This is a genomic window from Eubacterium sp. OM08-24, from assembly GCF_003438075.1.
In the GTDB taxonomy this organism is placed as follows: domain Bacteria; phylum Bacillota; class Clostridia; order Oscillospirales; family Acutalibacteraceae; genus Ruminococcoides.
In genome coordinates this window covers 1-26443 of sequence record NZ_QSTA01000015.1, presented here as the reverse complement: position 1 = coordinate 26443, position 26443 = coordinate 1, and the positions used below count along the sequence as shown (strand labels likewise).

Annotated in this window: 27 protein-coding genes; 20 read left to right on the top strand and 7 right to left on the bottom strand. The window is 41.2% G+C overall.

Going from position 1 to position 26443, the window contains the following annotated elements:
• Window positions 1-108: 108 nt before the first annotated feature.
• The 3 genes from rpsI to DXC23_RS12200 form a co-directional block, all read right to left on the bottom strand.
• Window positions 109-510, bottom strand: coding sequence for a 30S ribosomal protein S9 (rpsI, locus tag DXC23_RS12210; RefSeq protein WP_022234348.1), 402 nt, complete (start codon window positions 508-510; stop codon window positions 109-111).
• Between the two features lie 20 nt (window positions 511-530).
• Window positions 531-959, bottom strand: coding sequence for a 50S ribosomal protein L13 (gene rplM / locus DXC23_RS12205; protein ID WP_117706818.1), 429 nt, complete (start codon window positions 957-959; stop codon window positions 531-533).
• Between the two features lie 176 nt (window positions 960-1135).
• Window positions 1136-1966, bottom strand: a complete 831-nt coding sequence (locus DXC23_RS12200) for a putative RNA methyltransferase (RefSeq protein ID WP_117706816.1) — start codon at window positions 1964-1966, stop codon at window positions 1136-1138.
• Between the two features lie 218 nt (window positions 1967-2184).
• On the opposite strand from DXC23_RS12200, the gene DXC23_RS12480 reads away from it, so the two are divergent.
• The 18 genes from DXC23_RS12480 to DXC23_RS12115 all read left to right on the top strand — a co-directional run bounded on the left by DXC23_RS12480 (window position 2185) and on the right by DXC23_RS12115 (window position 19054).
• Window positions 2185-2343 (top strand): hypothetical protein, encoded by a 159-nt coding sequence (locus DXC23_RS12480; protein ID WP_158552589.1) that lies wholly within the window; start codon window positions 2185-2187, stop codon window positions 2341-2343.
• 239 nt (window positions 2344-2582) lie between these two features.
• Window positions 2583-3440, top strand: a complete 858-nt coding sequence (locus DXC23_RS12195) for a dockerin type I repeat-containing protein (RefSeq protein ID WP_117706814.1) — start codon at window positions 2583-2585, stop codon at window positions 3438-3440.
• A 33-nt stretch (window positions 3441-3473) separates the two neighbouring features.
• A complete protein-coding gene (locus tag DXC23_RS12190) occupies window positions 3474-4286 on the top strand; it encodes a dockerin type I repeat-containing protein (protein ID WP_117706812.1) in 813 nt (270 codons plus the stop codon).
• A 17-nt stretch (window positions 4287-4303) separates the two neighbouring features.
• Window positions 4304-5167 carry a dockerin type I repeat-containing protein gene (locus tag DXC23_RS12185; protein ID WP_117706810.1) on the top strand — a complete coding sequence of 288 codons (864 nt, stop codon included), beginning with the start codon at window positions 4304-4306 and terminating at the stop codon, window positions 5165-5167.
• A 361-nt stretch (window positions 5168-5528) separates the two neighbouring features.
• Complete coding sequence (locus tag DXC23_RS12180; RefSeq protein WP_117706808.1) at window positions 5529-6230, top strand: DUF6198 family protein; 702 nt, start codon at window positions 5529-5531, stop codon at window positions 6228-6230.
• The gene (locus tag DXC23_RS12175; RefSeq protein ID WP_117706806.1) at window positions 6218-6505 is read left to right on the top strand and encodes an antibiotic biosynthesis monooxygenase; all 288 of its coding nucleotides are present in this window, start codon (window positions 6218-6220) and stop codon (window positions 6503-6505) included. The genes DXC23_RS12180 and DXC23_RS12175 overlap by 13 nt, the downstream gene beginning before the upstream one ends.
• A gap of 11 nt (window positions 6506-6516) precedes the next feature.
• Complete coding sequence (locus tag DXC23_RS12170; protein WP_158552587.1) at window positions 6517-7674, top strand: glycoside hydrolase family 3 N-terminal domain-containing protein; 1158 nt, start codon at window positions 6517-6519, stop codon at window positions 7672-7674.
• Window positions 7675-8075: 401 nt separating this feature from the next.
• Entirely contained in the window at window positions 8076-9299 is a 1224-nt protein-coding gene (locus DXC23_RS12165; protein WP_117706802.1) for an argininosuccinate synthase, read from the top strand.
• Between the two features lie 162 nt (window positions 9300-9461).
• Complete coding sequence (gene argH / locus DXC23_RS12160; RefSeq protein WP_117706801.1) at window positions 9462-10838, top strand: argininosuccinate lyase; 1377 nt, start codon at window positions 9462-9464, stop codon at window positions 10836-10838.
• Window positions 10839-10900: 62 nt separating this feature from the next.
• A complete protein-coding gene (gene argC / locus DXC23_RS12155) occupies window positions 10901-11935 on the top strand; it encodes an N-acetyl-gamma-glutamyl-phosphate reductase (protein ID WP_117706799.1) in 1035 nt (344 codons plus the stop codon).
• A gap of 34 nt (window positions 11936-11969) precedes the next feature.
• Window positions 11970-13196, top strand: coding sequence for a bifunctional glutamate N-acetyltransferase/amino-acid acetyltransferase ArgJ (argJ, locus tag DXC23_RS12150; protein WP_117706797.1), 1227 nt, complete (start codon window positions 11970-11972; stop codon window positions 13194-13196).
• A gap of 73 nt (window positions 13197-13269) precedes the next feature.
• Complete coding sequence (argB, locus tag DXC23_RS12145) at window positions 13270-14121, top strand: acetylglutamate kinase (protein WP_117706795.1); 852 nt, start codon at window positions 13270-13272, stop codon at window positions 14119-14121.
• Window positions 14122-14170: 49 nt separating this feature from the next.
• A complete protein-coding gene (locus DXC23_RS12140) occupies window positions 14171-14602 on the top strand; it encodes a GNAT family N-acetyltransferase (RefSeq protein ID WP_117706793.1) in 432 nt (143 codons plus the stop codon).
• A gap of 12 nt (window positions 14603-14614) precedes the next feature.
• A complete protein-coding gene (locus DXC23_RS12135) occupies window positions 14615-15784 on the top strand; it encodes an aspartate aminotransferase family protein (protein WP_117706791.1) in 1170 nt (389 codons plus the stop codon).
• A gap of 1 nt (window position 15785) precedes the next feature.
• Entirely contained in the window at window positions 15786-16712 is a 927-nt protein-coding gene (gene argF, locus DXC23_RS12130) for an ornithine carbamoyltransferase (protein ID WP_117706789.1), read from the top strand.
• Window positions 16713-16913: 201 nt separating this feature from the next.
• Window positions 16914-17510 carry a hypothetical protein gene (locus DXC23_RS12125; protein ID WP_117706787.1) on the top strand — a complete coding sequence of 199 codons (597 nt, stop codon included), beginning with the start codon at window positions 16914-16916 and terminating at the stop codon, window positions 17508-17510.
• Window positions 17511-17516: 6 nt separating this feature from the next.
• Window positions 17517-18221, top strand: a complete 705-nt coding sequence (locus tag DXC23_RS12120) for a class D sortase (RefSeq protein WP_117706785.1) — start codon at window positions 17517-17519, stop codon at window positions 18219-18221.
• 2 nt (window positions 18222-18223) lie between these two features.
• Window positions 18224-19054, top strand: a complete 831-nt coding sequence (locus DXC23_RS12115) for a hypothetical protein (RefSeq protein WP_117706783.1) — start codon at window positions 18224-18226, stop codon at window positions 19052-19054.
• Between the two features lie 791 nt (window positions 19055-19845).
• Here DXC23_RS12115 and DXC23_RS12110 read toward each other — a convergent pair.
• From DXC23_RS12110 to DXC23_RS12095, 4 genes are read right to left on the bottom strand one after another with little or no spacing between them, the layout of a single operon-like run.
• Window positions 19846-21396 (bottom strand): DUF4340 domain-containing protein, encoded by a 1551-nt coding sequence (locus tag DXC23_RS12110; protein WP_117706781.1) that lies wholly within the window; start codon window positions 21394-21396, stop codon window positions 19846-19848.
• Window positions 21396-22982, bottom strand: a complete 1587-nt coding sequence (locus DXC23_RS12105) for a GldG family protein (protein ID WP_117706779.1) — start codon at window positions 22980-22982, stop codon at window positions 21396-21398. Before DXC23_RS12105 ends, DXC23_RS12110 begins: the two co-directional genes overlap by 1 nt.
• Window positions 22983-22996: 14 nt before the next feature.
• Window positions 22997-23701, bottom strand: coding sequence for an ABC transporter permease (locus DXC23_RS12100; protein WP_117706777.1), 705 nt, complete (start codon window positions 23699-23701; stop codon window positions 22997-22999).
• Window positions 23701-24660 (bottom strand): ATP-binding cassette domain-containing protein, encoded by a 960-nt coding sequence (locus DXC23_RS12095; protein ID WP_117706775.1) that lies wholly within the window; start codon window positions 24658-24660, stop codon window positions 23701-23703. Before DXC23_RS12095 ends, DXC23_RS12100 begins: the two co-directional genes overlap by 1 nt.
• A gap of 226 nt (window positions 24661-24886) precedes the next feature.
• Here DXC23_RS12095 and DXC23_RS12090 point away from each other — a divergent pair, with 226 nt between their 5' ends.
• Both DXC23_RS12090 and DXC23_RS12085 read left to right on the top strand, forming a co-directional pair.
• Window positions 24887-25240, top strand: coding sequence for a SpoVA/SpoVAEb family sporulation membrane protein (locus tag DXC23_RS12090; protein ID WP_117706773.1), 354 nt, complete (start codon window positions 24887-24889; stop codon window positions 25238-25240).
• Between the two features lie 283 nt (window positions 25241-25523).
• Window positions 25524-26443, top strand: a 920-nt coding sequence (locus tag DXC23_RS12085) for an alpha-amylase family glycosyl hydrolase (protein ID WP_242997519.1), incomplete at its 3' end; no start/stop codon positions are given.

The following is a 26443-nucleotide window of genomic DNA, read 5'->3' as shown; positions in this document are numbered from 1 at the left end:
TTAGTTGCATAACAAAAGCGTAGCAGCTAAAAGCCACTACGCTTTCAAGTCTAACTTTTTGGGGTCACCACAGTTTTGACGGTGCTGTAATATAACAAGATAATATGATTATCTCTTTGAGAACTGTGGTGCTCTACGAGCTGCTTTAAGACCGTATTTCTTACGCTCTTTCATTCTTGGGTCACGAGTTAAGAAACCTGCCTTCTTAAGTGTTGAACGAAGGTTCTCTGAATCGTACTGAAGAAGTGCTCTTGAAATACCGTGACGGATTGCACCTGCCTGACCTGTAACGCCGCCGCCTGCTACTCTGCAAACGATGTCGAACTTCTGGTCTGTTTCTGTTAAGGCGAGAGGCTGTCTAACGATGAGCTTGAGTGTTTCAAGACCAAAATAATCGTCGATGTCACGATCGTTGATTGTGATTTTGCCTGTACCCTGGTAAAGTCTTACTCTTGCAACAGAGCTTTTTCTTCTGCCTGTACCGTAAAAATAAGGTGTCTTATCGTACATTATAAATTTGCCTCCTTCTTTTAAGCTTCAATCATTTCAGGTTTCTGAGCCTGATGATTGTGTTCTGCACCCTCAAAGAGTCTGAGTCTGAGCAAAGCATCTCTGCCGAGTGTATTCTTTGGAAGCATACCCTTAACAGCAAGCTCCATAGCCTTTGTTGGCTTTGTAGCCATAAGAGTATCATATCTTGTTTCTTTGAGATGGCCGATATAGCCTGTGTGACGCTGCCACTTCTTCTGAGTGAGCTTATTGCCTGTTAATACAGCGTCCTTGCAGTTGATAATGATTACATGATCACCGCAATCTACATTTGGTGTAAATGTTGCCTTGTGCTTGCCTCTTAAAAGAACTGCTGCCTGAGCTGCAACTCTACCGAGTGGCTTGCCTGCTGCATCAATTACATACCAGCTGCGTTCAATTTCGCTTTTTTTAGCTAAATATGTTGACATAACAAATCCTCCTATAATTTACTTGTGCCTTTGAATTATAATACATTTATTTTGTCTTGTCAACACTTTTTTGAAAAAATTTAATTTACCTTTATACAAACTTTAAAATACGCTCAAATGCTCTTATATGCTCCTGTATGCTAATGTGTAATTTTAAAAAATATTTTTCAAAAATCTCAGTATTTATCGCAGTTATCCTTTTTGTAAACAAGCACGCAAAATTCGATTTCCGTTTGGAGTGTGCTCAGCTTTTCAACCTTTTGCTGGTCTGTGCGAGAGGTTTTGTAGTAGTACGGAGTCATTTTGAACAGGCTTTCAATTTGCTCGTTGCTTTTAAGCTCTATGCTGTATTTAAGCTCTTGACTTTCGGCAAGTGTAAAGCCGTCAATCTCTGTGCTTTCTTCGGGATTTTTCAGCGGATTATCGTATATCGCCTTTTTGAGCGAAAAAAGGTGATTTTCAAGCGGAATAACTCTCAAAAGCACACCGCCGCTTTTCAGCACTCTTGCGTATTCTTCGGGCGCAAAAGGTGAGAATACATTGAGCACCGCATCGCACGATAAATCGCCGACAGGCAGGCTGAACACGCTTGCCACCGCAAGATTAATGCTCTTACTTCTCTTTGCCGCCGCAATGAGCGCCGATTTTGATATATCCACACCGACAACGCTTGCGTTCCTATCGGCAAGCGCCTTTTCGATTTTTTCTGTATAATAGCAGTCGCCGCAGCCTGCGTCAAGCACGCTTGCGTTTTGCGGAACATATTTTTTTAAAAACTCGCACATAAGATCGCACAACGGCTTGTAAAAATTCGTATTCAAAAACCGAGTTCGTGCCTCTATCATAAGTTTATCGTCACCATGGCGCTTGCTTTTTGATTTGTTGCTCTGTAAAAGATTTACATATCCCTGCTTTGCGCAATCAAAGCAATGGTTTTTTATACATTTGTAGGTTCGTCCGTCAAGGTTTAGCTCCTCTTTGCAGACAGGACAGCAGAATTTCAACATATTTTTACCGCCTTTCATTATTAGAATAATAGCATAAATTCTTTGTGATAACAAGTTAAAACAGAGTTGTATGTGCAAAGTGCAGTAATTTTTCTATTAGCGAATTAGAAATTCGGCTTTTTGCGTTATAGCTTTATCTTTTAAAATATTGTATAATATTGCTTGACTGTATGTAATCTTTATTATTTTACAAAAAATGACTATTGAGTGGATAAAATATGAAAAAATCAATAGCATTGCTCAGCATAGCTCTTTGCTTATTGGTGGTGGCAGGTTCGGCAGTAGGTACCAAAGCGGCGACTGCGTTAAAGCCTCATTCGGGTTTTGATATTATCAGCAATCCAATAACTGTTAAGGACAACACCTTGAATGTTTAAATCTATAATATGGATAATACCGCAACGGGCGGTATAAAGCTTTTGGCAACATTGACCTCAGCAGCAGTGTAGATGTAAACGATGTTACCGCATTACAGCAGTACCTTTCTGAGCAGGTAACCTTTGACAATTTGCAAAAATTTTATGCCGACATTAACAGCGACAGCAAAATTGATGTTAGGGATGTTACGACTTTACAAAATGTTTTAACGAAAAAATAAATTAAGAGAGGGTAAAAAATGAAAAAATTTGTAAGCATAGCACTTTGTGCAGTATTGGCGGCAGGTGGGGCGGTATCTGCCAACGCAGCGGTAAAACAAAATAAGGATTATCAAATTTTGAGTTCAAAAATAACAACTAAAAACAACACTATAAGTATTTACACATACAATATGAAGAATACAGGCTCAGGCGGCGGATTTGTACTTGACGGTCAAAAAAGCGGAAAAAGATACAAATATATATTTAAGAATTATTTATCGGCACCAAAAACAATAACTATGCCGTCTAACGAAAAATATAATATTTGGTCTTGTCTTTCAAGCAGTATGGGCGGAACTACTAATTTGGATTTAAGACAGGCAGGCGGAGAATATGTAAAGGTAAGAGCCAAGCTGTCGGATATAAATCCAAATGAATTTAAAAGTAACGGCACACACACCCAAGACGGACATACATATAATTTTACTCGTCAAACGGTAAAGGACGGCTACTATGAATCTGTTTTGTTTTTCCAGAGCGGCGGAGTTTTTACCGGTGCAGTTCCCGACAGCAACGGATATGTGGAATTTTATGTGAGTACAAAGGTAAACCATAGTGTGAATTACTTTACAGAATACGGCTTTGATGTGGGGCTGACAAGCGGCGGTGGCGGCGGAACAAACGGCATAGAGATATATAAGCTTACTTTTGGCAATATAAATTTAGATTACAGCGTAAATGTAAACGATGCGTCATTGCTCCAGCAGTACCTTTCGGGCAATGCAGAGTTTGATTCTCTGCAAATGTACCATGCCGACATTAATCGTGACGGCAAAATAAATGTTCAGGATGTTACCGCTTTGCAGACAGCCGTTGCCGAATACTATGGATATTAATTTTAATTTAGTTTTAAAGCGAGGAGGAAATCAATGAAAAAACTTTTAAGTACAGCACTTGCAGCTGTTATGGCAACAGGCTCAATAGTTTCTGCCAATGCGGCAGTTGTTCGGGAGAATAAGAGCGTTCAGGTGCTTGATTCAGGGGTAAAACTTGAAAACAACACCTTAAATGTGTTTACTTATAATCTTAGCAAAAATACGCTTGGCGGAGTGTGTTTTTACGGCAAAAACACAGGAAAACCATATGCTGTACAATACAAGGATTGTATAGGTAAAAATACCGTTATTTCCATGCCGTCAAGCGAAAGCTATACTCGCTTTGTTTCGGCAAACGGCGGTAGCAGCGGAAATACTTATGCAGGCTATTCCTTTGCGAATACAGGCGGCGAATATGCAAAACTAAAGGTAAAATTAAGTGATGTTTCAAGCTATTTTAACAGTGACGGTTCATATACCGATACAGACGGAAACGGAGCAACCTACACTCTTAGGGAAAATGGATCCAATCTCACTTTCTTTAGCGGCGGTGCGGTAAACGGTGTTGCACCCGACGAGAACGGCTGTGTGGAAATTTATATAAAAGCAAAACCCGGTGTGAAAACCGCATTTTCAACCTACCTGCCTAATTACAGCGGAATAATAAGTATGTATGTGCCGATGCTTTGTTTTGGCAATATTGACCTTAAAGGCAGTACAAATGTAAACGATGTAACCCTTTTGCAGAGATACATTGCGGGCGATGCGGAATTTGATAAACTTCAGATGTTTTATTCCGACATAAACCGTGACGGCAAAACAAATGTTAAAGATGTTACAGACTTACAACAAGCTATTACCAAATAATTATAAAGGAGTATAAAATGAAAAAATTTGTATGTTTAATTCTTTGTGCGGTGCTGACTGCAGGTGCAGCAGTGACCGCAAACGCAAAAACCGTTAAGCCGCATAAGGGTGTTGAGATTTACAACTCGGCAAAAAACATCGGCAACAACACGCTTTTGGTTTCTGCGTACAATATTCCGTCCGATTATACAAACGGAGTATTATTTACGGGAGGCGATACTCAAAAAAACTACTCCATGAAATTTGCCGATTGTATAGGCGGTGACAAAACACTCTTTATGCCGTCTTCCGAAAAATACGCCCGCTATTTTGTAAGCGGTTCGGGAAACACATACGCAAGTTACACATTTGACAATAAAGGCGGAAGGTATGTTAAAGCAAAAATAAATCTTCACGAGTTAGATCCGAATTATTTTAACAAGGACGGCTCGCATACAATGGAATTCTCAAGTATCGGCAGTCATGATTATAACTTCAAATACGAAAAAGCAGACGGCGGCGGTTATTATGACTCCGCCTTGTACTTCCAGAGCGGCGGTGCTGTAACGGGCGTAGTTCCGGATAAGGACGGCTGCGTGGAAATTTATCTGTCTACCAAAATTAATGAACCAACAGTTTACTGCACTACATTTTCTTACCGCAAAGCTTATGTAGTCGGCGGCGGAGGCGGTACTGTCGGTTCGAATATATACATATTGAGATTCGGCAATATTGACCTTCACGGCGCAGTAGATGTAAACGATGTTACTTTTCTGCAACAGTACATTTCCGGATCGGTTGAGCTTGATTCGCTCCAGTATTATTACACAGATATAAACTTTGACGGTTACCGTGATGTAAGGGATGTTACCACCTTACAGCGAGCAATAGCAAAACGATAATTAAAATTTATATTTAACGCAACTCCGACCGAGAGATTTTACTTGGTCGGAGTTTTTTTAATCGTCAAAATTTAACTAACGCTATTATCCGACAAAAATAAAAAAAGTTTACTCAATTTTTTCAAAAATTGCGGGTTTGGCTATCGTTAGGCTGCATAAACGGAAAGTATTTGCGGGCTTTGCCCATACCCACGACCTTTGAAAAGGTCGACCAAACTTTTTAGTTTTGTGTTTTTAACATTGCAATAAACTAAGCTAAACCATAATTTTACCCCAAATTAAGAACAAAACCTTTACGCATTGATTTTTCATAATCATTGCAGTAAAATAATACAGGTATTTATTTTATGGGGTTGATATTATGGAAGAAAAATCCGAACAAAAAGGAAAAAAACTGTTTTGTGGCGAGCTTGCACTGCTCATTGCGGTAATTATCAACAGCTTTGGCGTAGTGCTTATGCTCTATTCGGGCGCAGGCATTTCGGCAATCTCAAGCGTGCCGTATGCTTTCTCCGAGGTTTTGCCGTTTCTCTCGCTCGGCACATGGACATATATTTTTCAGGGTGTTTTGGTGATGAGTCTTATGGTTATGCGCAAGAAGTTTGTTGCAAACTACCTTTTCAGCTTTGTGGTAGGCTTTGCCTTTGGTGAATGTATGGATTTGCACGAATTATGGATAAATATTCTGCCTAAAAATCTGTTTTTATGCGTGGTTTACTTTATAGTAAGCTATATTCTTATAAGCATAGGAATTGCGCTTTCAAACCGATGCAAACTCCCTATCATTCCTACCGATTTGTTTCCGAGAGAGCTTTCGGACATTACAAAGGTTGGCTATCCTAAAATCAAAATCGGTTACGATTTAAGCTGTCTTGCAATTACGGCAGGTCTTACTTTCTTCTGCCTCGGCTACCTTGACGGACTCGGCATAGGAACTATACTTGCAGCCTTTACAATGGGCAAGGCTGTTGGTATAATAGGTACATATATAGATAAATTCTTTTATTTTGAAACCTTTAAAACGCTTAAAAAGCCAAGAGGAGAGGTACAATGCACGAAATAACACTTATTGTAAAATATTTTATAAAAGACGATATGTTAAACGAGTTTTTAGCGGTGCTGAAAAACAACGGATTTCCCGAAGTTGTGCAGAGCGAAAACGGTTGTATTGAATACAATTACTTTGTGCCGGCTTTCGGCAAGGAAAATGTAGTTGTGCTTATCGAAAAGTGGGAGTCCGAAAAATTGCAAAAAGAACATCTTAACACACCGCATATGCAAAAGATGAAAACTTTTAAGGACAGCTTTGTAGAAAAAACAACTGTTGAAATTTTTTAATGAGGGATAAAATGAAAAGGAAAAGAATAATTGCCTCTGTACTTGCAGCGGTAATGGCTTTAACAGCACTTGTCGGCTGTCAAAATTCGGGCAAAAGCTCAAAAGCCGAAACAAGTGCAGGAGAGCAGAACACACAAGCTAACGAGAGCACAGCGCCTGTTGACCCGTATGCCGACATTGATCTGAAGATTTCAAGAATGACAGTCGAGGAAAAGGTGGGTCAGCTGCTTTATGTGAATTGCCGTGGCAACGATATGACCAAGGCGATAAACGATTACCACATTGGCGGAGTTCTGCTGTTTGGAGTTGACTTTGACGGCAAAACAAAGGACGAGGTAAAGGCAGACATAAAAGCCATGCAGGCAACGGCAAAAATTCCGCTTATTATCGGTACAGACGAAGAGGGCGGAACTGTGGTGCGTGCGAGCGATAATCCAAAACTAAGGGAAAGCGCATACCTTTCACCGAGCGAAACCTTTGCAAACGGCGGCTGGAGCGCTGTTGAAGACGACGCATACGATAAAGCGGAATTTCTGCTTTCGCTCGGAGTAAATGTAAATATGGCGCCTGTCTGCGACATCACTTCCGACCCCGATTCATTTATGTACTACCGCTCGTTTTCGAGTGATGCAAACGATACAAGCCGATTTGTGGAAACCGTTGTAAAGGCGAGCAAGGCAAAGCACCTCGGTACTGTGCTAAAGCATTTCCCCGGCTATGGCGACAACGGCGATACGCACTATTCGTCTGCAACTGACAGCAGAACTTTCTCGGAATTGCAGAACAACGATTTTCTGCCGTTTCAGGCAGGAATAAAGGCAGGTGCAGACAGTATTCTCGTGTCGCACATAACAGTAAATTCGATTGACAGCGGAAATCCCGCCTCGCTCTCTGAGCCTGTGCATGAGGTTATAAGAGATACGCTTAAATTTGACGGAGTTGTTATGACAGATGATCTCGATATGTTTGCCGTTGATGCCCTCGACATTTACGAGCCACTCGCGGTTGCAGCTTTTAAGGCAGGCAATGACTTCCTCTGCTGTGGTGATATTGAAACCGAATACAATGCCTTGCTGACTGCTGTGCAGAACGGCGAAATAACAACCGACAGACTTGACGAATCGGTAAAGAGAATTTTAATTTGGAAAAGAAATCTTGATATATTATAATACTTGCCCGACTGTGATTTTGCAGTCGGGCATTGCTTTTATGCAAAGTTAGCTTTAAAAACTCTGAATAAAAAGTTTATACCATAGCTATAATAATTGCCGTTGGTGCGAAAATGAATATTCACGCTGAATATTCATAAAAATATACATTTTATGCAAAAATAAATTCAAAAAATGAATATTCATTATTTCTGTATATATGCATTTTTATACATATATGGAAGATTTATGTCAGTTGTAAAGTGGATTTTGCAGTAAAATTTGTGCGCAGACAGCGGAAAAAGGTGCATTTTTTACAATTTTGTACAGTATTGAATATTTATTCAAAAAACACTTGATTTTTCCGTCAGAAAGCGTATAATGTAAGAGTAATATAAATCATTTCTATGGAGGAAATTAAAATGGCTGACAATAAAATTAAAAAAGTTGTTCTCGCTTATTCAGGCGGACTTGACACTTCTATTATTATTCCTTGGTTAAAAGAAAACTATGACAACTGCGAGGTTATCGCTGTTTCGGGTGATGTTGGACAGGGCACAGAGCTTGACGGTCTTGAGGAAAAGGCTATTAAAACAGGCGCATCTAAACTTTATATTGAAGACCTTAACAAGGAGTTTGTTGACGAGTACATCATTCCTACCGTTAAGGCAGGCGCTGTTTACGAGGGCAAGTACCTCCTCGGCACATCTTTCGCTCGTCCTATCATTGCTAAAAGACTTGTAGAGATTGCTAAGGCTGAGGGCGCTGACGCTATCTGCCACGGCTGCACAGGTAAGGGCAACGATCAGGTTCGTTTTGAACTTGCTATCAAGGCTTATGCTCCTGATATGAAGATTATCGCTCCTTGGAGAACATGGGAGTTCAAGAGCCGTGAGGACGAAATCGAGTACGCTGAAAAGCACAACATTCCGCTCAAGATTAACCGTGAAACAAACTATTCTAAGGATAAAAACCTCTGGCACTTAAGCCACGAAGGTCTTGACCTTGAAGATCCTGCAAATGAGCCTATGTACAACAAGGAGGGTTTCCTTGAGCTTGGCGTTTCTCCTGAGCAGGCTCCCGACAAGGCTGAGTATGTTACAATTTCATTTGAAAAGGGTGTTCCTACAAAGCTTAACGGCGAGGAAATCGACTCTGTTGAGCTTATCAAGGAGCTTAACAAAATCGGCGGCAGAAACGGCGTAGGTATTACAGATATCGTTGAGAACCGTCTTGTAGGTATGAAGGCTCGTGGAGTTTATGAAACACCGGGCGGCACAATCCTCTACGCTGCACACAACAAGCTTGAGGAAATCTGCCTTGACAAGGATACACTTCACTACAAGAAGAACCTTTCAAACACATTTGCAGAACTCGTTTATGACGGCAAATGGTACACACCTCTCCGTGAGGCTCTCTCGGCATTCGTTGACAGCACACAGGAGTATGTAACAGGTGATGTTAAGTTAAAGCTTTACAAGGGCAACATCATTGACGCAGGTGTTACAAGCCCATATTCACTCTATGATGAAGAAATCGCAACCTTTGATGAGGATCAGGTTTACGATCAGAACGACAGTGCAGGTTTCATCAACCTCTTCGGTCTTCCAATCAAGGTTCGTGCTAAAAAGGGTCTTATTAAGTAATTTTTACTCAAAGACTTTTGTATGAATTAAAATAATTATTCCGGTTCGGGGACAGGGAAATTCTCTGTCCCTGACAGTTGTTTATACGGATATTTTTAAAAAGCAATATCAATCATAAATAATACACAAATTAACAATCATTCATTAACCCGAGGTGATTATATGCAGCTTTGGAAAGGCAGATTTAAAAAGGAACTTTCAAAAACCACTAACGATTTTAACAGCTCAATCTCATTTGACAGCCGTATGTATAAAGAGGATATCGAGGGCAGTATAGCCCACGCAACAATGCTCGGCAGATGCGGAATTATCAAACAGGAAGAGGCTGACGACATAGTTCAGGGTCTTAAGGGAATCCTTGCAGACATAGAAAACGGCACACTCCATATTGATATGGAAGCAGAGGATATTCACACCTTTATTGAGGGCGAGCTTACCAAGAGAATAGGCGACAACGGCAAGCGACTTCACACTTCAAGAAGTCGTAACGATCAGGTTGCCGTTGACATTAAGCTTTACCTTAAAAAGGAAGTTGTTAATGTCAAAAAGCTCGTTGTTGACCTTATCAAGGTTATTGCCGACAAGGCGGAAAAGTACAGCGAAACCGTTATGCCCGGCTACACTCATTTACAAAGAGCACAGCCAATCACCTTTGGTCACCACCTTTTAGCTTACGGCGAAATGCTTTTAAGAGATGTGTCAAGACTTGAGGACTGCTTAAAGAGAATGGACGAAATGCCGCTCGGCTCTTGTGCTTTAGCAGGCACAACTTATCCTATTGACAGAACAATTACTGCCGAGCTGCTCGGTTTTGAAAGAATTACAAACAACTCGCTTGACGGCGTATCCGACAGAGATTACTGCATTGAGTTTGCGTCTGTTCTTTCTATTATTATGGTGCATCTTTCAAGATTTTCGGAAGAAATCATTATGTGGTGCAGCTGGGAATTTAAGTTCATTGAGCTTGATGACGCATTTTCAACAGGCTCGTCAATTATGCCGCAGAAAAAGAACCCCGATATTGCAGAGCTTGTTCGTGGCAAGAGCGGCAGAGTTTTTGGCGACAATATGACATTGCTCACAATTATGAAAGGCATCGCCCTTGCATACAATAAAGATATGCAGGAGGACAAAGAGGCAATTTTTGACGCTGTCGATACAGTTAAAATGTGCCTTACAGCCTTTACTCCAATGCTTGATACAATGAGAGTTATTCCGCAGAATATGCGTAAAGCGGCAGCAGGCGGATTTATTAACGCAACTGACTGCGCAGACTGGCTCACAAAGAACGGTGTTCCGTTCAGAGATGCGTACAAGGCAACAGGCGAACTCGTTGCAAGATGCATTGAGCTTGGTACAGACCTTGAAAACCTCCCGATTGAGGAGTACAAAAAGGTTTGTGATGTATTTAACGAAGATGTTTACAGAGCAATTTCACTTGAAACTTGTACAAACGAAAGAAAAGCATTCGGCGGCCCTGCCTCTGAAAATGTAAAAGCGCAGGCAAAGAGAGTTGCAGAGATTGCTAAGAATTTATAATTTATTTTTGCAGGATTTGCATTTGATTTTGCAAAGAGTATCAATAAAAAGGATTGATTAAAATGATAAAAGCAGGTATTGTAGGCGCAACAGGCTATGCCGGTGCCGAGCTTGTAAGACTTCTGACAAGTCACCCCGAGGCTGAAATTTCAGCTATCAGCTCGGTTTCTTTTGAAGGTCAGAAGTTAAGCGATGTTTATCCATCGTATACATTTTTAAACGATATGGTCTGCGAAGACCAAGACGCTGTTGTTGAGAAGAGCGATGTTATCTTCGCCGCACTTCCCCACGGTCTTTCACAGGAGCTTGCCGAAAAGTGCATAAGCGCAGGCAAGGCTTTCATTGACCTCGGCGCAGACTTCCGTCTTGAGAGCGAAGAAGAATATACAGAGTGGTACGGCGGTACTTTTCTTGACAAAAAGTTACACGAACAGTCTGTTTACGGACTTCCTGAATTTTTCAGAGATAAAATCAAGGGCAAAAAGTTAATTGCAAACCCCGGCTGCTACACTACCTGTTCTCCGCTTGCCATTGCTCCGGCAGTTGCAAACGGACTTGTAAGCACAAAGGGTATTATTTGTGACTGCAAGAGCGGTGTTACGGGCGCAGGCAGAAAACCTACTCAGGGTAACCATTTCCCTGAGCTTAACGAGGGTTTCCATGCATACAAGGTTGCAAGTCACCGCCACACTCCCGAAATTGAGCAGACACTCTCAAAACTTTCGGGCGAAGATGTTACAATTACATTTGTACCGCACCTTTTGCCTGTAAACAGAGGTATTCTTGCCACTGTTTATGCAGACATTAACGAGGGCGTGACATTTGAGCAGATCAGAAAGGCGTATGAGGATTTCTACAAAGACGAATTTTTTGTAAGACTTCTTGACGACGGCAAGTGTGCCGACATTCACAATGTGCGCTATTCAAACTTCTGTGATGTTTCAATTCATCACGATAAAAGAGCAAATAAGCTTGTGGCTTGCGCAGCTATTGACAATATGGTTAAGGGTGCAGCAGGTCAGGCAATTCAGAATATGAACATTATCTTTGGACTTGACGAAAAAACAGGTCTTGTTATTGTTCCACCTGCTTTTTAATCGGTAAAAGCAAATAAAAAACGGAGGCTTTATTATGGGAAATTACAGATTTATCGAAGGCACAGTTACTTCTCCTATGGGTTTTACAGCAGCCGGTATTTGTGCGTCAATCAAGCCGTCAAACAAAACAAAGCGTGACCTTGCGCTGATTTATTGCGACACTCCCTGTACGGCGGCGGCTGTTTATACCAAAAACCTTGTTAAAAGCTCAGCTATTGAGGTAACAAAAAAGCACCTCGAAAACGGCGTGGCTCAGGCGGTTATCGTAAATTCCGGCAATGCAAACACCTGCAATGCAAACGGATATGACATTGCAAATCATATGTGCCTTATCGCAGGCGAAACTCTCGGTGTAAAAGCGGAAGATGTTATTGTAGCGTCAACGGGTGTAATCGGTCAGCCACTCCCTATTCAGCCTATTTTAAAGGCTTGCGTTTATATGAAAGGTCACCTCACCAAAGAGGGCGGCACAGACGCAGCCGAGGCTATTATGACAACCGATACGGTTAAAAAAGAAATGGCTATGCAAATGGAGCTTGACGGCAAAACCGTTACAATCGGCGGCATTGCAAAGGGCAGCGGTATGATTCACATTAATATGGGTACTATGCTCTCTTTTGTTACAACAGATGCGGCTGTTTCTTCGGATATGCTGCGTGAGGCTCTGCGTGAGGCTGTTGAGGACAGTTACAATATGGTAAGCGTTGACGGTGATACATCTACAAACGATACCCTTGCTATTATGGCATCGGGCAAAGCCGGCAACAGAATGATTACCAACAAAAACGAAGATTACTATACATTCTTAAGCGGACTTACCGCAGCTTTCAGAGCACTTGCAAAGAAACTTGCGGGTGACGGCGAGGGCGCAACAAAACTTCTTGTTTGCAAGGTTGAGGGTGCTAAGAGCAAGCCCAACGCTGTTAAAGTTGCAAAGAGCATTATCGGTTCAAGCCTTGTAAAAGCCGCAATGTTCGGCTCAGATGCAAACTGGGGCAGAGTTCTTTGTGCAATCGGTTACAGCGGCGCTGATGTTGATGTTAAAAAGGTAGATGTATCTTTTGAGTCGGCTAAGGGCAGTATCCTTGTTTGCAAAGACGGCGCAGGAGTTGAGTTCTCGGAAGAAAAGGCAAAGGAAATTTTGCTTGAAAAGGAAATCAATATTCTTGTATCATTAAATGACGGTTTTGGCTATGCCGAGGCTTACGGCTGCGACCTTACCTATGATTATGTAAAGATTAACGGAGATTACAGAACCTAATTGGGAAAGTAATTTGCCAAACCATAATTTATCTGAAAAACGGGCATTAAATTTATATCAGGGGAAATGAAAAATGGATATTAATAAAAGAGCAAAAGTCTTAATACAAGCTATGCCGTATATTCGTAAATTCAGCGGTGAAACAATTGTTGTAAAATACGGCGGCAACGCAATGGTAAACGATAAACTTAAAAGCGCAGTTATGAGCGATATAGCACTTATGCGACTTGTAGGCGTTAATGTTGTGCTTGTTCATGGCGGCGGCCCTGAAATAAATGCAATGCTTAAGGCAGTCGGCAAAGAGAGCAAGTTTGAAAACGGTATGCGTGTTACCGACGAAGAAACTATTGATATTGTGCAAATGGTACTTGCAGGCAAGGTAAACAAAAACCTTGTTCAGCTTATGGAAAAACACGGCGGCAAGGCAATCGGTCTTTGCGGTCTTGACGGCAATATGCTTATGGCGGAAAAACTTGTTACAAGTGCAGACCTCGGCTATGTAGGCGAGATTAAAGAAGTAAATCCGGAACCTTTGCAGAATGTTATCAACAACGGTTATATTCCGATTGTGGCTACCGTTGCAAGCGGTTATGACGGAAATGTTTATAATGTAAATGCGGATATTGCCGCAGCTCACATCGCCGCAAAAATCGGTGCCAAAAAGCTCATTCTTATGACAGACATCAGAGGTCTTTTAAAAGATGTAAACGACGAAGACTCGCTCATATCTGTTGTAAATGTCAGCGAAGTTCCTATGCTCAAGCGTGAGGGCATCATAAAGGGCGGTATGATTCCGAAAATTGACTGCTGTGTTGAGGCTGTAAGAAGCGGCGTAAGCAGAGCACACATTATTGACGGCAGAATTGAGCACTCTATCCTCATTGAAATGTTCAGTGATGAGGGTATCGGCACAATGTTCTATTAATAAATTGCAAATAACTTGCCTTATGGCAGTTGGTAAGGAAAAAACAGATATGATAATCAGAGAAATGACAATAGCAGATTACGAGGAGGTCTTTGCCCTTTGGCAGATTACCTCTAAAAGAGCCTTGTCCAAGGCTGACGAAAAAGCAAAAATTGAGTCTTATCTTACAAGAAGCGAGGGTATGAGCAAGGTTGCCGTTATTGACGGCAAAATTGTAGGTACTGTACTTGCAAGCCATGACGGCAGACGGGGCTTTATTCACCATATGGCAGTTTTGCCCGACTACCGCAGAAAGCGCATCGGACACGAGCTTGCCAAAAGTGCGATTGAGGCTATTAAGGAACAGGGAATAGATAAAACTCATATCTTCTGCTATCAGAACAACACCACAGGTCAGAGCTTCTGGCAGGATTTCGGATTTAAAAAGCGTGAGGATATATTTGTTTTTTCTTTTAATAATGAAGATGTAGATAACACTTAAGGGAGTGGGAAAATGAATACAAAGGAAAAGGATTCGCAGTACATAATGCACACTTACGGCAGATATAATGTAGCTTTAAAAAGCGGTAAGGGTGCTGTTGCGTATGATGAGGACGGCAAAAAATATGTAGATGTTGCATCGGGTATCGGCGTAAACAGTCTTGGCTGGTGCGAGGACGGCTGGGTAAAGGCAGTCAGCGAGCAGGCTAACACAATTCAGCATATGTCAAACTATTTTTATTGTCCGCAGGCAAGTAATCTTGCCGAAAAACTCTGCACACTTACAGGCTTTTCAAAGGTTTGCTTTGGCAACAGCGGCGCTGAGGCTAACGAGTGCGCAATTAAGGTTGCGAGAAAATACAGCTTTGATAAATACGGTGCTGAGCGCAACGAAATTATTACACTCAACAATTCTTTCCATGGCAGAACAGTAACCACTCTTTCCGCAACGGGACAAGATGTGTTTCACAACTACTTTTTCCCGTTTACTCAGGGATTTTCTTATGTAGACGCAAACGATATGAACGCACTTGAAAATGCCGTAACCGACAAAACCTGTGCGGTTATGCTTGAGCTTATTCAGGGCGAGGGCGGTGTAAATATTCTTGACAAAGATTATGTGCAGAGCCTTGTTAAATTCTGCAACGAAAAGGATATTTTGGTTATCGTTGACGAGGTACAGACAGGCGCAGGCAGAACAGGCAAGCTGTTCGCTTTCCAAAATTTTGATGTAAAACCTGATATTTTTACCGTTGCAAAGGGCATTGGCGGCGGACTTCCGATCGGCTTATGCGTTTGCGGCGAAAAGCTCAAAGATGTAATGTCACCTTCGACTCATGGCACAACATTCGGTGCAAACCCTGTTGTTTGCGCAGGCGCAAACTATGTGCTTGATAAAATTTCAAAGCCGGAGTTCCTTTCCGAGGTTGAGTCAAAGGGTAAATATATAGAAGAAAAAGTCCTGAAAATGGACGGCGTAAAGGCTGTTCGCAGAATGGGACTTATGATTGGCATTGAGCTTGAAAACGGCGACGCTCACGACATTGCGGCAAAATGCGTTGAAAATGGACTTATTATTATTACCGCAAAGTCGCTTTTAAGAATGTTGCCGCCGCTCAACATTACAAAGGAAGAAATCGACCTTGCACTCAGTATTCTTGAAAAAACATTAGAGGAGAATTAAAATGAAGCATTTACTTAAACTTGAAGACTGGTCAACAGATGAAATCATCAATACACTTAACCTTGCCGACCAGCTTAAATATGAGCAGAAACACGGCATTGAGCACAAAATTCTTGCCGGCAAAACTCTTGGTATGATTTTTGAGAAGTCAAGCACAAGAACAAGAGTATCTTTTGAGGTTGGTATGACACAGCTCGGCGGTTATCCGCTCTTCCTTTCATCCAATGACTTACAGATCGGCAGAGGCGAGCCCGTTCAGGATACAGCAAGAGTTCTCTCTCGTTTTCTTGACGGTATTATGATCAGAACATTTAAGCAGGAAGAGGTTGAGGCTCTCGCCGAGTACGGCTCTATTCCGATTATCAACGGTCTTACAGACTACTGCCACCCATGTCAGGTGCTCGCAGACCTTATGACTATCCGTGAGTTTAAGGGTAAACTTGAGGGACTTAAAATGTGCTTTATCGGTGACGGCAACAATATGATGAACTCTCTCATTGTCGGCGCACTCAGCACAGGTATGTCTTTCTCTGCAGCTTGCCCAAAGGGATATATGCCGCCTGAACACATTATTGAATTCGGTAAAAAGTACGGCAACGGCAAATTTGAAATTGTTGAAGACCCGATGGAGGCTGCAAAGAACGCTGATGTTGTTTATACAGATGTTTGGGCATCTATGGGACAGGAAGAGGAGAAGAAGATTCGTGAACAGGCATTTGCCGGCTATCAGGTAAACAAAGAGCTTATGTCTGTTACAAATCCGGAGTGTATGGTTCTTCACTGCTTACCTGCTCACCGTGGCGAAGAAATCACTGCCGATGTATTTGAAGAGCATGCTAATGAAATCTTTGAAGAGGCAGAAAACAGACTTCATGCACAAAAAGCGGTTCTTGTTGAATGTATGTCAGATAAAAAAGTTCGTGAATAATCACAAAAATATAAATGTAAATAAAACTGTTTGTGAGTGTTTAGTATAAAAAACTAAAAATCGACATAATTTTAGAGCTAAGTATTTACAAAAAAGAATTATTGTGGTACAATATTTTATAAAGTAGATAATTGGGCAAAATTTCATATATATAATTTTGTTCAAAGATTTGCTAAATACTTTAGAGAGGCGGTATAAATAATGAAAAAGTTATCTGCAATCCTTGCATCAGCAACAGTTATTGCTATGGCTACTGTGCCGGCTTTTGCCGCTGGTATCAACAGTGCAGAACAGGCTGTACTTGACAAGCTTTCAGAAGTAAACACAAGCTACAACGGTGGTTTTGTTTCTAATGCTGATGAGATGCTCAACCAGGCTGAAAACTACTTCAACACTATTGACATGACAGACGCAGAATCTAAGGAGATTATTGCGGACATCAATGATGCTGTAGATTACCTTAAGTCACAGGGTGCTTCAACTGTTAAGGATCTTAACAAAGCTCAGAAGCAGGAGCTCTTCACTTATGGTCAGAAGGCTGCTAATGTAATCGGTGTTACAGTTTCTTACGACAAGGCAACTAAGACTGTTTCAGCTACTGACAAGAACGGCAACGCAATTGTTAGCACAAAGGTTACAACTGACAGTAAGGGTAACACAACAACTACAAGCAATGCTATTGCTACAACAGGCGCTAATGTAAACACATTCGCTGTTGCTACAGTTGCAGGCGCAGCAGTTGCTCTTGCAGCAGGTGCTACAGTTGTTCTTTCTGTTAAAAAAAGAGAAAGAGCTTGATTGTAAATGTCTGATATGAAAAATACCAGACACAGGCATAAAAAAATTGGTGGGAAGGGTTTTTTAATTCTTCCCTCTATATTTTTTGTGGTAATTTATCTTTTAGGCTACCTTGTACTTATGCCGTCATCTTCTTTAATTTCGGCAGCAGGTCTTATGTTTTCGGACTCTGCAAGAGATTATTCCACAGAATATAACAATATATTTGTGCCGGTGTCAGAAAACAAAAATGAAACCGATTCAAGTAATAAACTGCTTATAAGTGAAATCCAATACCCAAAGACAGGTGAGCAGTTCGGCGAACTTATCATAGAGGATTGCTCTATTGACAATAACCTTTTCTTCGGCGACGGAAATGTTGCACTGCGAAACGGCGTAGGCATATATAACGGCAGTTTTATACCGGGTTACGGAAAAACAATTCTTGTTGCCGGACACAACAATACATATTTTAACGGACTTAAAAACGCTAAGGCAGGGCAGACTGTTACCATTAAGACAAGCTACGGCAATTACACATACGAAATTACCGATACGGCTGTAAAGAAAGCGACAGACACCTCTGCGTATGATTTAAGCGCAAATGAAGAAAATCTCATAATGTATACCTGTTATCCGTTTGACGAGCTTGGTCTTACAGATCAGAGATTTTTTGTGTATGCAAAATATGTTTCAGGTCCTCAGATTGATAAAACATCAAAGGAGGGCTGAGTATGTCAACAGTTAAAAAGATAGTTAATATATTGCTTTCACTTGTGCTTGCGGTGCTTTTAACAGTGCTTGCGTATGCTGTTTCGCTGCAGTTCACACTGTTTAATGACAGCTTTATGCTTGACAATATGAACACCTGCAATTACATAACCGAGAAAAAGGACGAGATAACAAGCAGTTTGACCGACCTCGGTTATGCAAGCGGACTTGAAGAGGACTTTTTCAACGGCTTGCTTGATGAAATAATGATTCACGAGGATACTGAAAAGTATATACATGATTATTATTCGGGCGAGGGCAGTGTGATTGATAAAACAGCTTTTAAACAGGCGTTTAATACAGCGCTTGACGATTATATAGAGCAAAAGGGCATAAGCGCCGACAGTGTTTCGAGCGAAAACAGGGAATACCTTATAAAAGAGGCGGCTAAAATTTATAAGCAGTCGCTGGAATTGCCGTTTTTCGGAACATTAGCGGGCAGATTTCAGAATGTTAAAAAGCTGTTGCCGTTTGTAATTGCAATATGTGCAGTGCTTTCGGCGCTGATTTGCGTAATATTTGTATTGTCAACAAAATGGAAACATAGGGCAGTGCGCCATATTTATTATGCATCAGCCGCCACATTTTTGACAACGTTGGTATTGCCGATAGTAATTTTGTTGTCAAAGAAGATTGAAACCTTTAACATAGCGTCAAGAGCAACATATATGCTGTTTGTATCGTGTGCAAATAACATTATAATGTGCGTGCTTGCGTGCTCACTGTTCTTTTTAATAGTATCGGTGGCATTGTTCTTGGTTTATAAAAAGCTGTATAAAAAAGCGGTAAGCTGATTTAGAAAAGTATTAAGATACCCGATTGTAGCAAAGGCTATAATCGGGTTTTTGTTTGCTGTTTTGCAGTGACGGGGTGGGGAAAATCAGACTAACCATTCATAAATCTAAAATTTAGGTCAACCCTTTTTAAAGGGTTGCGGGTTTGGGCAGAGCCCATAAAATAATAAAAATACACTGATTTTTAATAAAAAACAAACAGTTGAATTTATATCATAGGATAACTAAACTTTATATTACTCAAGACTTTATTAGAAAACAAAAGTTAAGACTAATGAGTGGCAGAGAGCAAGAAAGTTACACCTGAGTATCAGTAGAGAAAAGATATTTTAAAGGATGTAAAAGTTTGCGTGTGTGGCTAATTTGCCCTTAATAAGTGGCAAATTAGTAGTCGCAGTAGCGTTGCTTTTCCTTTATTGCTATCGCATTTTTAGGCTATCACCATTATGTTAATGCCAATGCGACAGCAACATAGAAAAGATACTCCCTATAATTTGTGCCGTCATTGCTACGCAATGACGGCACATTATTTTATCTATTCCCCTTTTTAAGGCTATCGCCTGTTTTCAAAACATTGTCTTAGCACGCAAACAGCAAAGCTGTTTGCGCCCGATAATTTGATGTAAGAGAAACTTTTTATGGGCTCTGCCCAAACCCGCAAGCCTTTAAAAAGGCTTGACCTGAATTTTAAATTCATTAAACTAAACTTTGTGTGCTAAACAAAAACCTGCCCGAGTCAGAATTAACTGAATCGGGCAGGTTTAAATTAATTATTAATTAAGTTAGGTTAATTATGCCGCAAAGTCTGTAACTTCTTTATTATTTGCAACTGTTTTAACCTGTTCTATCAGCTTGCTTGGATTTGTCTTGTAAAGGTGTCCTACGCTTTCGCCGTTTACCTCTGCAAGATATTTGTTTCCGTCTGCATTATAGAATTTAACGGTATCTGTACTGCCGTCTGAATATTTATATTCGGCGGTAAATACTGCGTTGCCGCTTGGCTTGTCGGCCGTTGTGTCGCTCTTTGTAAGCAATGTGAGGTTCTGGAAGAATGTTGAGAAGTACGATGAGTTAAGCTCGTTATCCTTATATACTACTGTGGTAGTAGTTGAGGTTGACTCCTCGCCGTCCTCGTTTGTTGTGGTGGTTTCCTTTGTACTTATATCAAATGTATAAGTGTCAGAACCGTTATTAATTGTAAGGGTTGATACCGCCGACATAAGTGGGTGAAGTACATACTCCGAAGTGAGCTTTTCGTAGCTCATATCTACCCATGGAAGATTTGCAGATGCCATTGTATATACAACTTTTCCGCCCTTTGGCATAATGTTTACTTTGCCTGAGCTGTCAGGCTTAGATGCAATAAGGCTTACTGTTGTGTCGGGATATACCGCCTCAATAGCTGCATACGGGTCGCTGAGTCCAAGCTCCTTGAGCTGTGCGTCTGACGGATTTACCATTTTTACAGATTCGGCAAACAAGCCTCTGATTGCACCCGAAACCTTACTGCTTGCATCTTCGTTTGCATAGGTCTTTTTAGGTGATGTGATAACTGTTGTTGCCGAGTTTTTGCCGTCATTGTTAGGTTCAAGCACTACACTTTGTGGGAAGTTCTTGCCCGAAAGTGTAATTTTGCTGTACTGCGAATTATCTGTGTTTGATGCTGCGTCGTTAATTGCCTTTGAGAACATATCTGTAAGGCTGTATGAGAACGAATCGACTGCGTCACTCCCTACAAGGTAGATTGTGTCGGATGTGCCAAACTTTACATATGTTCCTGCCGATGACGGTGCGTCACCGCCCACAATAATTTTTGCCTTTGTATTGTCTGTGTAGGTAACGAGAACTGTTGCCTTTGGACTGTCAAAACCGCATTCTGATGCCTTTGCGCCATCAAGGCTTATTACCTTGCTGAAGTCAAGCGCCGCCGCATCGTTTGCGATTGCATCAGGAAATCCTGTCTGCAATGAGAAGTCCTCAAATCCTACAAGTGTATATACGGTTTTTTCTGTTTTGCCGTTATCGTCAACCGGAGTTTCAGACTTTATTTCCATTGTGCCGGAGGTGTTTTCAACATTGATTGTTGAAATTTTTGCCGGTACATATTCAAGCAATGTGCCGTAGCTGTTGTTTTCAATTTCGCCCTTATCGTTGGTATTGATTTTTGCCTGGTGCATTCCGTTTTCATCAACCGAGGTTGACATATCAATACCCTTATCAATGCTGTCCATCGGATCGGCATCGTCACCCGCTTTTGGCAGGAATATGAGCAGCAGCATAACGCCTACAAGCACTACCGCCGCAATAGCAATGATGATGAGAAGTTTTACATTCTTTTTCATTATTTATTCCTCCTGCGCAGCCACATTACAATGCCTGTTACAAGTACGGCAACAGGAACTAATACAACAAATATTACAAAGAGAGTGTTCTTTGTTGTAGCGTCTGTAATGCCAAGCTCTGCATTGTTCATTGACTTGCTCTCAATGGTAATGCCTGCGTCATCCTTGTTTGCAAGGGTGTTGATTGTGTTCATAAGGTAGCCTGAGTTGTTAAAGCTGTTGTAAGACATAATGTCTGAAGTAAACATTGAGTATGAACCGAATACAACTACCTTTGAAGAAGAATTGTCTGTGTTTGACTTAACACCCTCGGCGGCTATGTTTACAGCCTCGTTTGTGAGATTGTCCTTGTAGTTCCAATTTTCGTCAGCATCAGTAGGACGAATACCTGCCGAATTTGAAGTTGTAAGAAGTGCGTGTGCCACACTTGTGTCTGAAAGTGTGATAGCTCTTGAGAAGAGTGTAACAACAGGAATGTTAGGATTTTTAAGTCCTTTTGTGTAGTAGTCTGTGTAGTCAACAGTGAAGATGAACGGCGAGGTGTTGCTTACAAGGCGGTCTGTGCTTGTTTCATATACATAGCCGTCATTTACCTGCATACCCCACTCGTTTAAGAGACTGTCAAGGTTCGGAGTTTCAATGCTGTTTTCGGTAGGAATGTAAATAAGGTTTCTGCCGTACTTGCCATCATTGTCGAGCCACTTTGAAAGCTTTTCCACTGCGCCCTCGTCAAGGTCAACCGACGGCGCATAGAGAATAGCAAACTTGGCATCATTGTCGAGGTCGCCTGTTGCAAGAGTAACCTCGTTTACCTGATATGCGTTGTTTTGAAGAAGTGTTTTGATAGCTGTGCTGTCCTGCTCCTGATTACCTGTAATCATATCAACAATTACCTTGTCGTCTGTGGTAACATTGAGGATAGCTGTAACAACACCCTGCTCTACAAGTGAAGATGTTACATAGTAAGAGCCGTACTGTGCGTAGTAATTCTTGTCGTATTCAAAGCAATCGTCAATAGTAAGCACTCTGTACTGGTCGCCGCACTCAACAATCATCATATTTGAGTTCTTTGTCCAGTCTGCATCTGTGTATTTCTGTGCGATTGACGGGTTGCTTGAAAGGTCAACATACTTGAGCTTGATTTTGCCGTTTGAGGCACTCTCCATTTTTTCAAGGAGCTTGTTAGCCTGAATGTAGTAGTTGCCCGACGCCTCAAACTTTTCCTCTGTGGCAAGAACTGTAATTGTAATGTCCTTGTCAATATGAGATACATAGTCTACGGTGTCGTTTTCAAGTGCAAAAGAAGACTCCTTTGTAAAGTCGATTACCATATTCGGGAATCTGTTTACGAGTAGTGAAACTATAATATTGAGAACAACCACAAGTGCGATTACAACCGCTACTACGGCAATCGCAACCGAGCCGTGGCGTGCTTTTCTTGATTTTAAGAAAGCCTTTAATCCGCCTTTTTTCTTGTCTTTCTTAGGTTTGTCGGCTTTTTTCGGATTTGTCGATTTAGCATCGGCATTTTCGTTTTTTACCTCGGCAGTGTTTTCTGCCGCAGTGTCTTTTTTAAATTCGCTCATTGCTCTTTACCTCCTTAGCTCCAGCGTCTTTTTTCGAGTACACGAGCGGTAAAGAACAAGAACAATCCCGTAACACTCAAAAAGAATACAATATCGGTAAGGTTAAGCATACCGTATGTGAAGTTTGTGTAGTATGTAAGAAAATCAATCTTTTTTACAATAGTTGCAATCCAGTCAACTGTAATGTAGCTTGAAAGATTGCTGAGCATATAGATGAGCAAGCCTACGCCCATACCTGCAACAGCAGAGATAATCATACTTTCTGTGAGAACAGAGATGAAAACATCAATCGCAATAAGCGCTGCGCCCAAAAGAAGAAGTCCAAAGTATGTGCAGAGTACAACCGCCCAGTCGGGAGTTGTGAAGAATGAAATTACAAGTGCATACACTACAAAGATAAGTGAGCAGAGTGCAAAGAGGATAAATGCGCCGAGGAACTTGCCCATTACAATTTCAAACAGGCTTGTAGGTGATGTGAGAAGTGCCTGGTCTGTGCGCTGACGCTTTTCCTCCGAAAAGGTTTTCATTGTTATAATAGGAATAACAAAAAGAATGATAATGAACATATTGCCAAATACATATGTAAGGCTTGCGGAGTCGTTTTCAATACATATCATACTGAAAAACAATCCCGAAAACAGAAAATACACCGCCATTACAACATAGGCAACGGCTGAATTAAAATAAGAAGAAAGCTCTCGCTTTAAGATTGCAACCATTATTTTTTACCTCCGACTGCGTCATAATTGCCGTTAGTAGTTAGCTTGAGGAACATTTCCTCAAGTGTTTCGTTGCCCGACTGCATATCGAGAATAGGGCAATTTATTCTTGACATTGCGTTGAACACATCACGGCGAATGTCATGCTCATTTTCGTACTCAACCATATATTTAGCCGAATTACCGCTTTTATCGGAAATTTTATTTACACGAATAACCGCAGGAATATTTTTGATTGCCGAAATAATGTCTGAAGAAGTACCCTCAACCACGAGTGCGAGCTTTTCCTCGCCTGCTGTTGAAGAAGAAAGCTCATCTGCCTTTGCATCGGCAACAATCTTGCCGTTTGAAATAACAAGGATTCTGTCACAGGTTGCGGAGATTTCCGACAGCACATGAGATGAGAATATAATAGTATGCTTTTTGCCGAGACTCTTAATCAGCTTTCTGATTTCAATAATCTGCTTAGGGTCAAGACCGACAGTCGGCTCGTCAAGAATAAGTACAGGCGGATTGCCGAGTAAAGCCTGAGCAAAGCCTACACGCTGGCGATAACCTTTTGAAAGGTTTTTAATGATTCTGTCTGCCTGCTCAGTAATACGAACAAGTCGCATAACCTCTTCAATGTGTTCCTTTTTGGGGAGCTTGACCTTTTTGAGGTCAAACATAAATTCAAGATACTTTTTCACTGACATATCAGTGTAGAGCGGCGGAATTTCGGGAAGATAACCGATTTTGGATTTAGCCTCTTTCGGATTTTCGAGAATTTCCTTTCCGTCAATTTTTACAGTGCCCGATGTGGAAGAAATATACCCCGTTATCATATTCATAGTGGTAGATTTTCCGGCACCGTTCGGGCCAAGAAATCCGAGGATTTCGCCCTCGCCAACAGTAAAGCTGATGTTGTCAACAGCCCTGATGTTGCCGTAGTTTTTTGTAAGGTTTTTAACCTCAACCATGTGACTTGTTCACTCCTTAATAATAGTAAGCGTATTGTTTACTCTGTGCTTTCGCAGAGCCATAATACAACATTTTACATTATACTATATAAAATCGGCTTTGTGTATATTTTTTATGAAAAATTATAGTTGCTACACAAATTTTCATTTTTTCGTCACATATCAGAATAAAATTTGCTAATCGGTTAAAAACTAAAGGTAATAAATATTATAAAGAGGAATAGTTATGGATTATATAAATGCTTTTTGGACAGGCGGACTTATTTGCGTAATCGGTCAGATTTTAATTGACAAAACAAAACTTACTCCCGCCCGAATACTTACAGGCTTTGTGGTGGCAGGTGTGATTTTGGGTGCAGTCGGACTTTACGAACCCTTCGCCGAGTTTGCGGGCGCAGGCGCATCTGTACCTATAAGCGGCTTTGGTTTTTTGATGAGTCAGGGTGTAAAAGAGGGACTTGCCGCAGACGGCGCTCTCGGTGTTCTTACAGGCGGACTAAAAAGTGCGGCGGCAGGCATTGCGGCGGCAATATTCTTTGGCTTGATTGCAGGCTTAATCACTAAGTCGGGCGATAAATAATATATTTTTTCAAAAGGAATCCGATTGTTATGTCGGGTTCCTTTGCTTTTTTTGACCTTACATAAAGCACTGTATAAGCATAGTCGGCTCCGTTAAATTTTACAAAGCATAAGGCATAATACACATAAACAGCTCAAACTATTTGTAAATGTTGCCGTATTTATTTTTTAATTAATAAAATTATGGTAATTGTGATAATTATGTGATAATATTATTTATGACAGAAATTCAAAAATAGGGCAGATTGCCCTTTAAATTAATTTTGAAAGGAGTAATTAAACTAATGAACAAGCACGGAATGCTAAAAGCGACAAGCGTTGCAATTGCACTTTGCACCGTTATGTCAAGCACAACCTTTGCATTCTCAACAGTGGCAAGTGCTGCTACCGTTGATACTACAGAAACAGTATCTGCTTCTACAACAAAGAGCAAAGATAACTTTTCTTGGGACAATGCATCGGTTTACTTTCTCTTAACCGACCGTTTCAGAAACGGAAACACATCAAACGACCACTCATACAACAGAGGTCTTGACCAGAGCGGTAAGGTTGTTTCTAACATTGATGACAGAGCTACCTTCCACGGCGGCGACTTTGCCGGTGTTACACAGTCTATCGAAGAGGGTTATTTCAATAACCTCGGTGTAAACGCAATCTGGATTTCCGCTCCGTATGAGCAGACACACGGTTATGTGGTAGGCAGCGACGGTAATCCAAGTTACGCTCACTATTCATACCACGGCTACTATGTTCTCGACTACACACAGACAGATGCAAACTTCGGTACTGCCGAGGAGTTTGAAACTCTTGTTGACACAGCTCACGAGCACGGCATCAGAGTTATTATGGATATCGTAATGAACCACTCAGGTTACAACTCACTTTACGATATGGCAGAGTATGGTTACGGCACAGTAGCACCGGGCTGGGAAGACTCATACTATTCACATAAGAATGTTAACAACAAAACATATCACAGCTTTATCGACTACAATACAAATGCAGAAGACTGGGCTAACTGGTGGGGTCCTGATTGGATTCGTTGCGGTGTAGCAGGTTATACAGAAGGTGGCGGCAGTGACCTCACAAGATCTCTTGCGGGTCTTCCTGACTTTAAAACAGAACAGGCTTCTAAAGTAGGTATCCCAAAAATTCTCCAGACAAAGTGGAGCAGAGAGGGCAGACTTGATTCTGAAACAGCAAA

What these genes read in the sequence shown, in the direction of transcription:
- rpsI (WP_022234348.1), bottom strand. Translation starts at nt 510, where the DNA reads ATGTACGATAAGACACCTTATTTTTACGGTACAGGCAGAAGAAAAAGC.
- rplM (WP_117706818.1), bottom strand. Translation starts at nt 959, where the DNA reads ATGTCAACATATTTAGCTAAAAAAAGCGAAATTGAACGCAGCTGGTAT.
- DXC23_RS12200 (WP_117706816.1), bottom strand. Translation starts at nt 1,966, where the DNA reads ATGTTGAAATTCTGCTGTCCTGTCTGCAAAGAGGAGCTAAACCTTGAC.
- DXC23_RS12480 (WP_158552589.1), top strand. Translation starts at nt 2,185, where the DNA reads ATGAAAAAATCAATAGCATTGCTCAGCATAGCTCTTTGCTTATTGGTG.
- DXC23_RS12195 (WP_117706814.1), top strand. Translation starts at nt 2,583, where the DNA reads ATGAAAAAATTTGTAAGCATAGCACTTTGTGCAGTATTGGCGGCAGGT.
- DXC23_RS12190 (WP_117706812.1), top strand. Translation starts at nt 3,474, where the DNA reads ATGAAAAAACTTTTAAGTACAGCACTTGCAGCTGTTATGGCAACAGGC.
- DXC23_RS12185 (WP_117706810.1), top strand. Translation starts at nt 4,304, where the DNA reads ATGAAAAAATTTGTATGTTTAATTCTTTGTGCGGTGCTGACTGCAGGT.
- DXC23_RS12180 (WP_117706808.1), top strand. Translation starts at nt 5,529, where the DNA reads ATGGAAGAAAAATCCGAACAAAAAGGAAAAAAACTGTTTTGTGGCGAG.
- DXC23_RS12175 (WP_117706806.1), top strand. Translation starts at nt 6,218, where the DNA reads ATGCACGAAATAACACTTATTGTAAAATATTTTATAAAAGACGATATG.
- DXC23_RS12170 (WP_158552587.1), top strand. Translation starts at nt 6,517, where the DNA reads ATGAAAAGGAAAAGAATAATTGCCTCTGTACTTGCAGCGGTAATGGCT.
- DXC23_RS12165 (WP_117706802.1), top strand. Translation starts at nt 8,076, where the DNA reads ATGGCTGACAATAAAATTAAAAAAGTTGTTCTCGCTTATTCAGGCGGA.
- argH (WP_117706801.1), top strand. Translation starts at nt 9,462, where the DNA reads ATGCAGCTTTGGAAAGGCAGATTTAAAAAGGAACTTTCAAAAACCACT.
- argC (WP_117706799.1), top strand. Translation starts at nt 10,901, where the DNA reads ATGATAAAAGCAGGTATTGTAGGCGCAACAGGCTATGCCGGTGCCGAG.
- argJ (WP_117706797.1), top strand. Translation starts at nt 11,970, where the DNA reads ATGGGAAATTACAGATTTATCGAAGGCACAGTTACTTCTCCTATGGGT.
- argB (WP_117706795.1), top strand. Translation starts at nt 13,270, where the DNA reads ATGGATATTAATAAAAGAGCAAAAGTCTTAATACAAGCTATGCCGTAT.
- DXC23_RS12140 (WP_117706793.1), top strand. Translation starts at nt 14,171, where the DNA reads ATGATAATCAGAGAAATGACAATAGCAGATTACGAGGAGGTCTTTGCC.
- DXC23_RS12135 (WP_117706791.1), top strand. Translation starts at nt 14,615, where the DNA reads ATGAATACAAAGGAAAAGGATTCGCAGTACATAATGCACACTTACGGC.
- argF (WP_117706789.1), top strand. Translation starts at nt 15,786, where the DNA reads ATGAAGCATTTACTTAAACTTGAAGACTGGTCAACAGATGAAATCATC.
- DXC23_RS12125 (WP_117706787.1), top strand. Translation starts at nt 16,914, where the DNA reads ATGAAAAAGTTATCTGCAATCCTTGCATCAGCAACAGTTATTGCTATG.
- DXC23_RS12120 (WP_117706785.1), top strand. Translation starts at nt 17,517, where the DNA reads ATGTCTGATATGAAAAATACCAGACACAGGCATAAAAAAATTGGTGGG.
- DXC23_RS12115 (WP_117706783.1), top strand. Translation starts at nt 18,224, where the DNA reads ATGTCAACAGTTAAAAAGATAGTTAATATATTGCTTTCACTTGTGCTT.
- DXC23_RS12110 (WP_117706781.1), bottom strand. Translation starts at nt 21,396, where the DNA reads ATGAAAAAGAATGTAAAACTTCTCATCATCATTGCTATTGCGGCGGTA.
- DXC23_RS12105 (WP_117706779.1), bottom strand. Translation starts at nt 22,982, where the DNA reads ATGAGCGAATTTAAAAAAGACACTGCGGCAGAAAACACTGCCGAGGTA.
- DXC23_RS12100 (WP_117706777.1), bottom strand. Translation starts at nt 23,701, where the DNA reads ATGGTTGCAATCTTAAAGCGAGAGCTTTCTTCTTATTTTAATTCAGCC.
- DXC23_RS12095 (WP_117706775.1), bottom strand. Translation starts at nt 24,660, where the DNA reads ATGGTTGAGGTTAAAAACCTTACAAAAAACTACGGCAACATCAGGGCT.
- DXC23_RS12090 (WP_117706773.1), top strand. Translation starts at nt 24,887, where the DNA reads ATGGATTATATAAATGCTTTTTGGACAGGCGGACTTATTTGCGTAATC.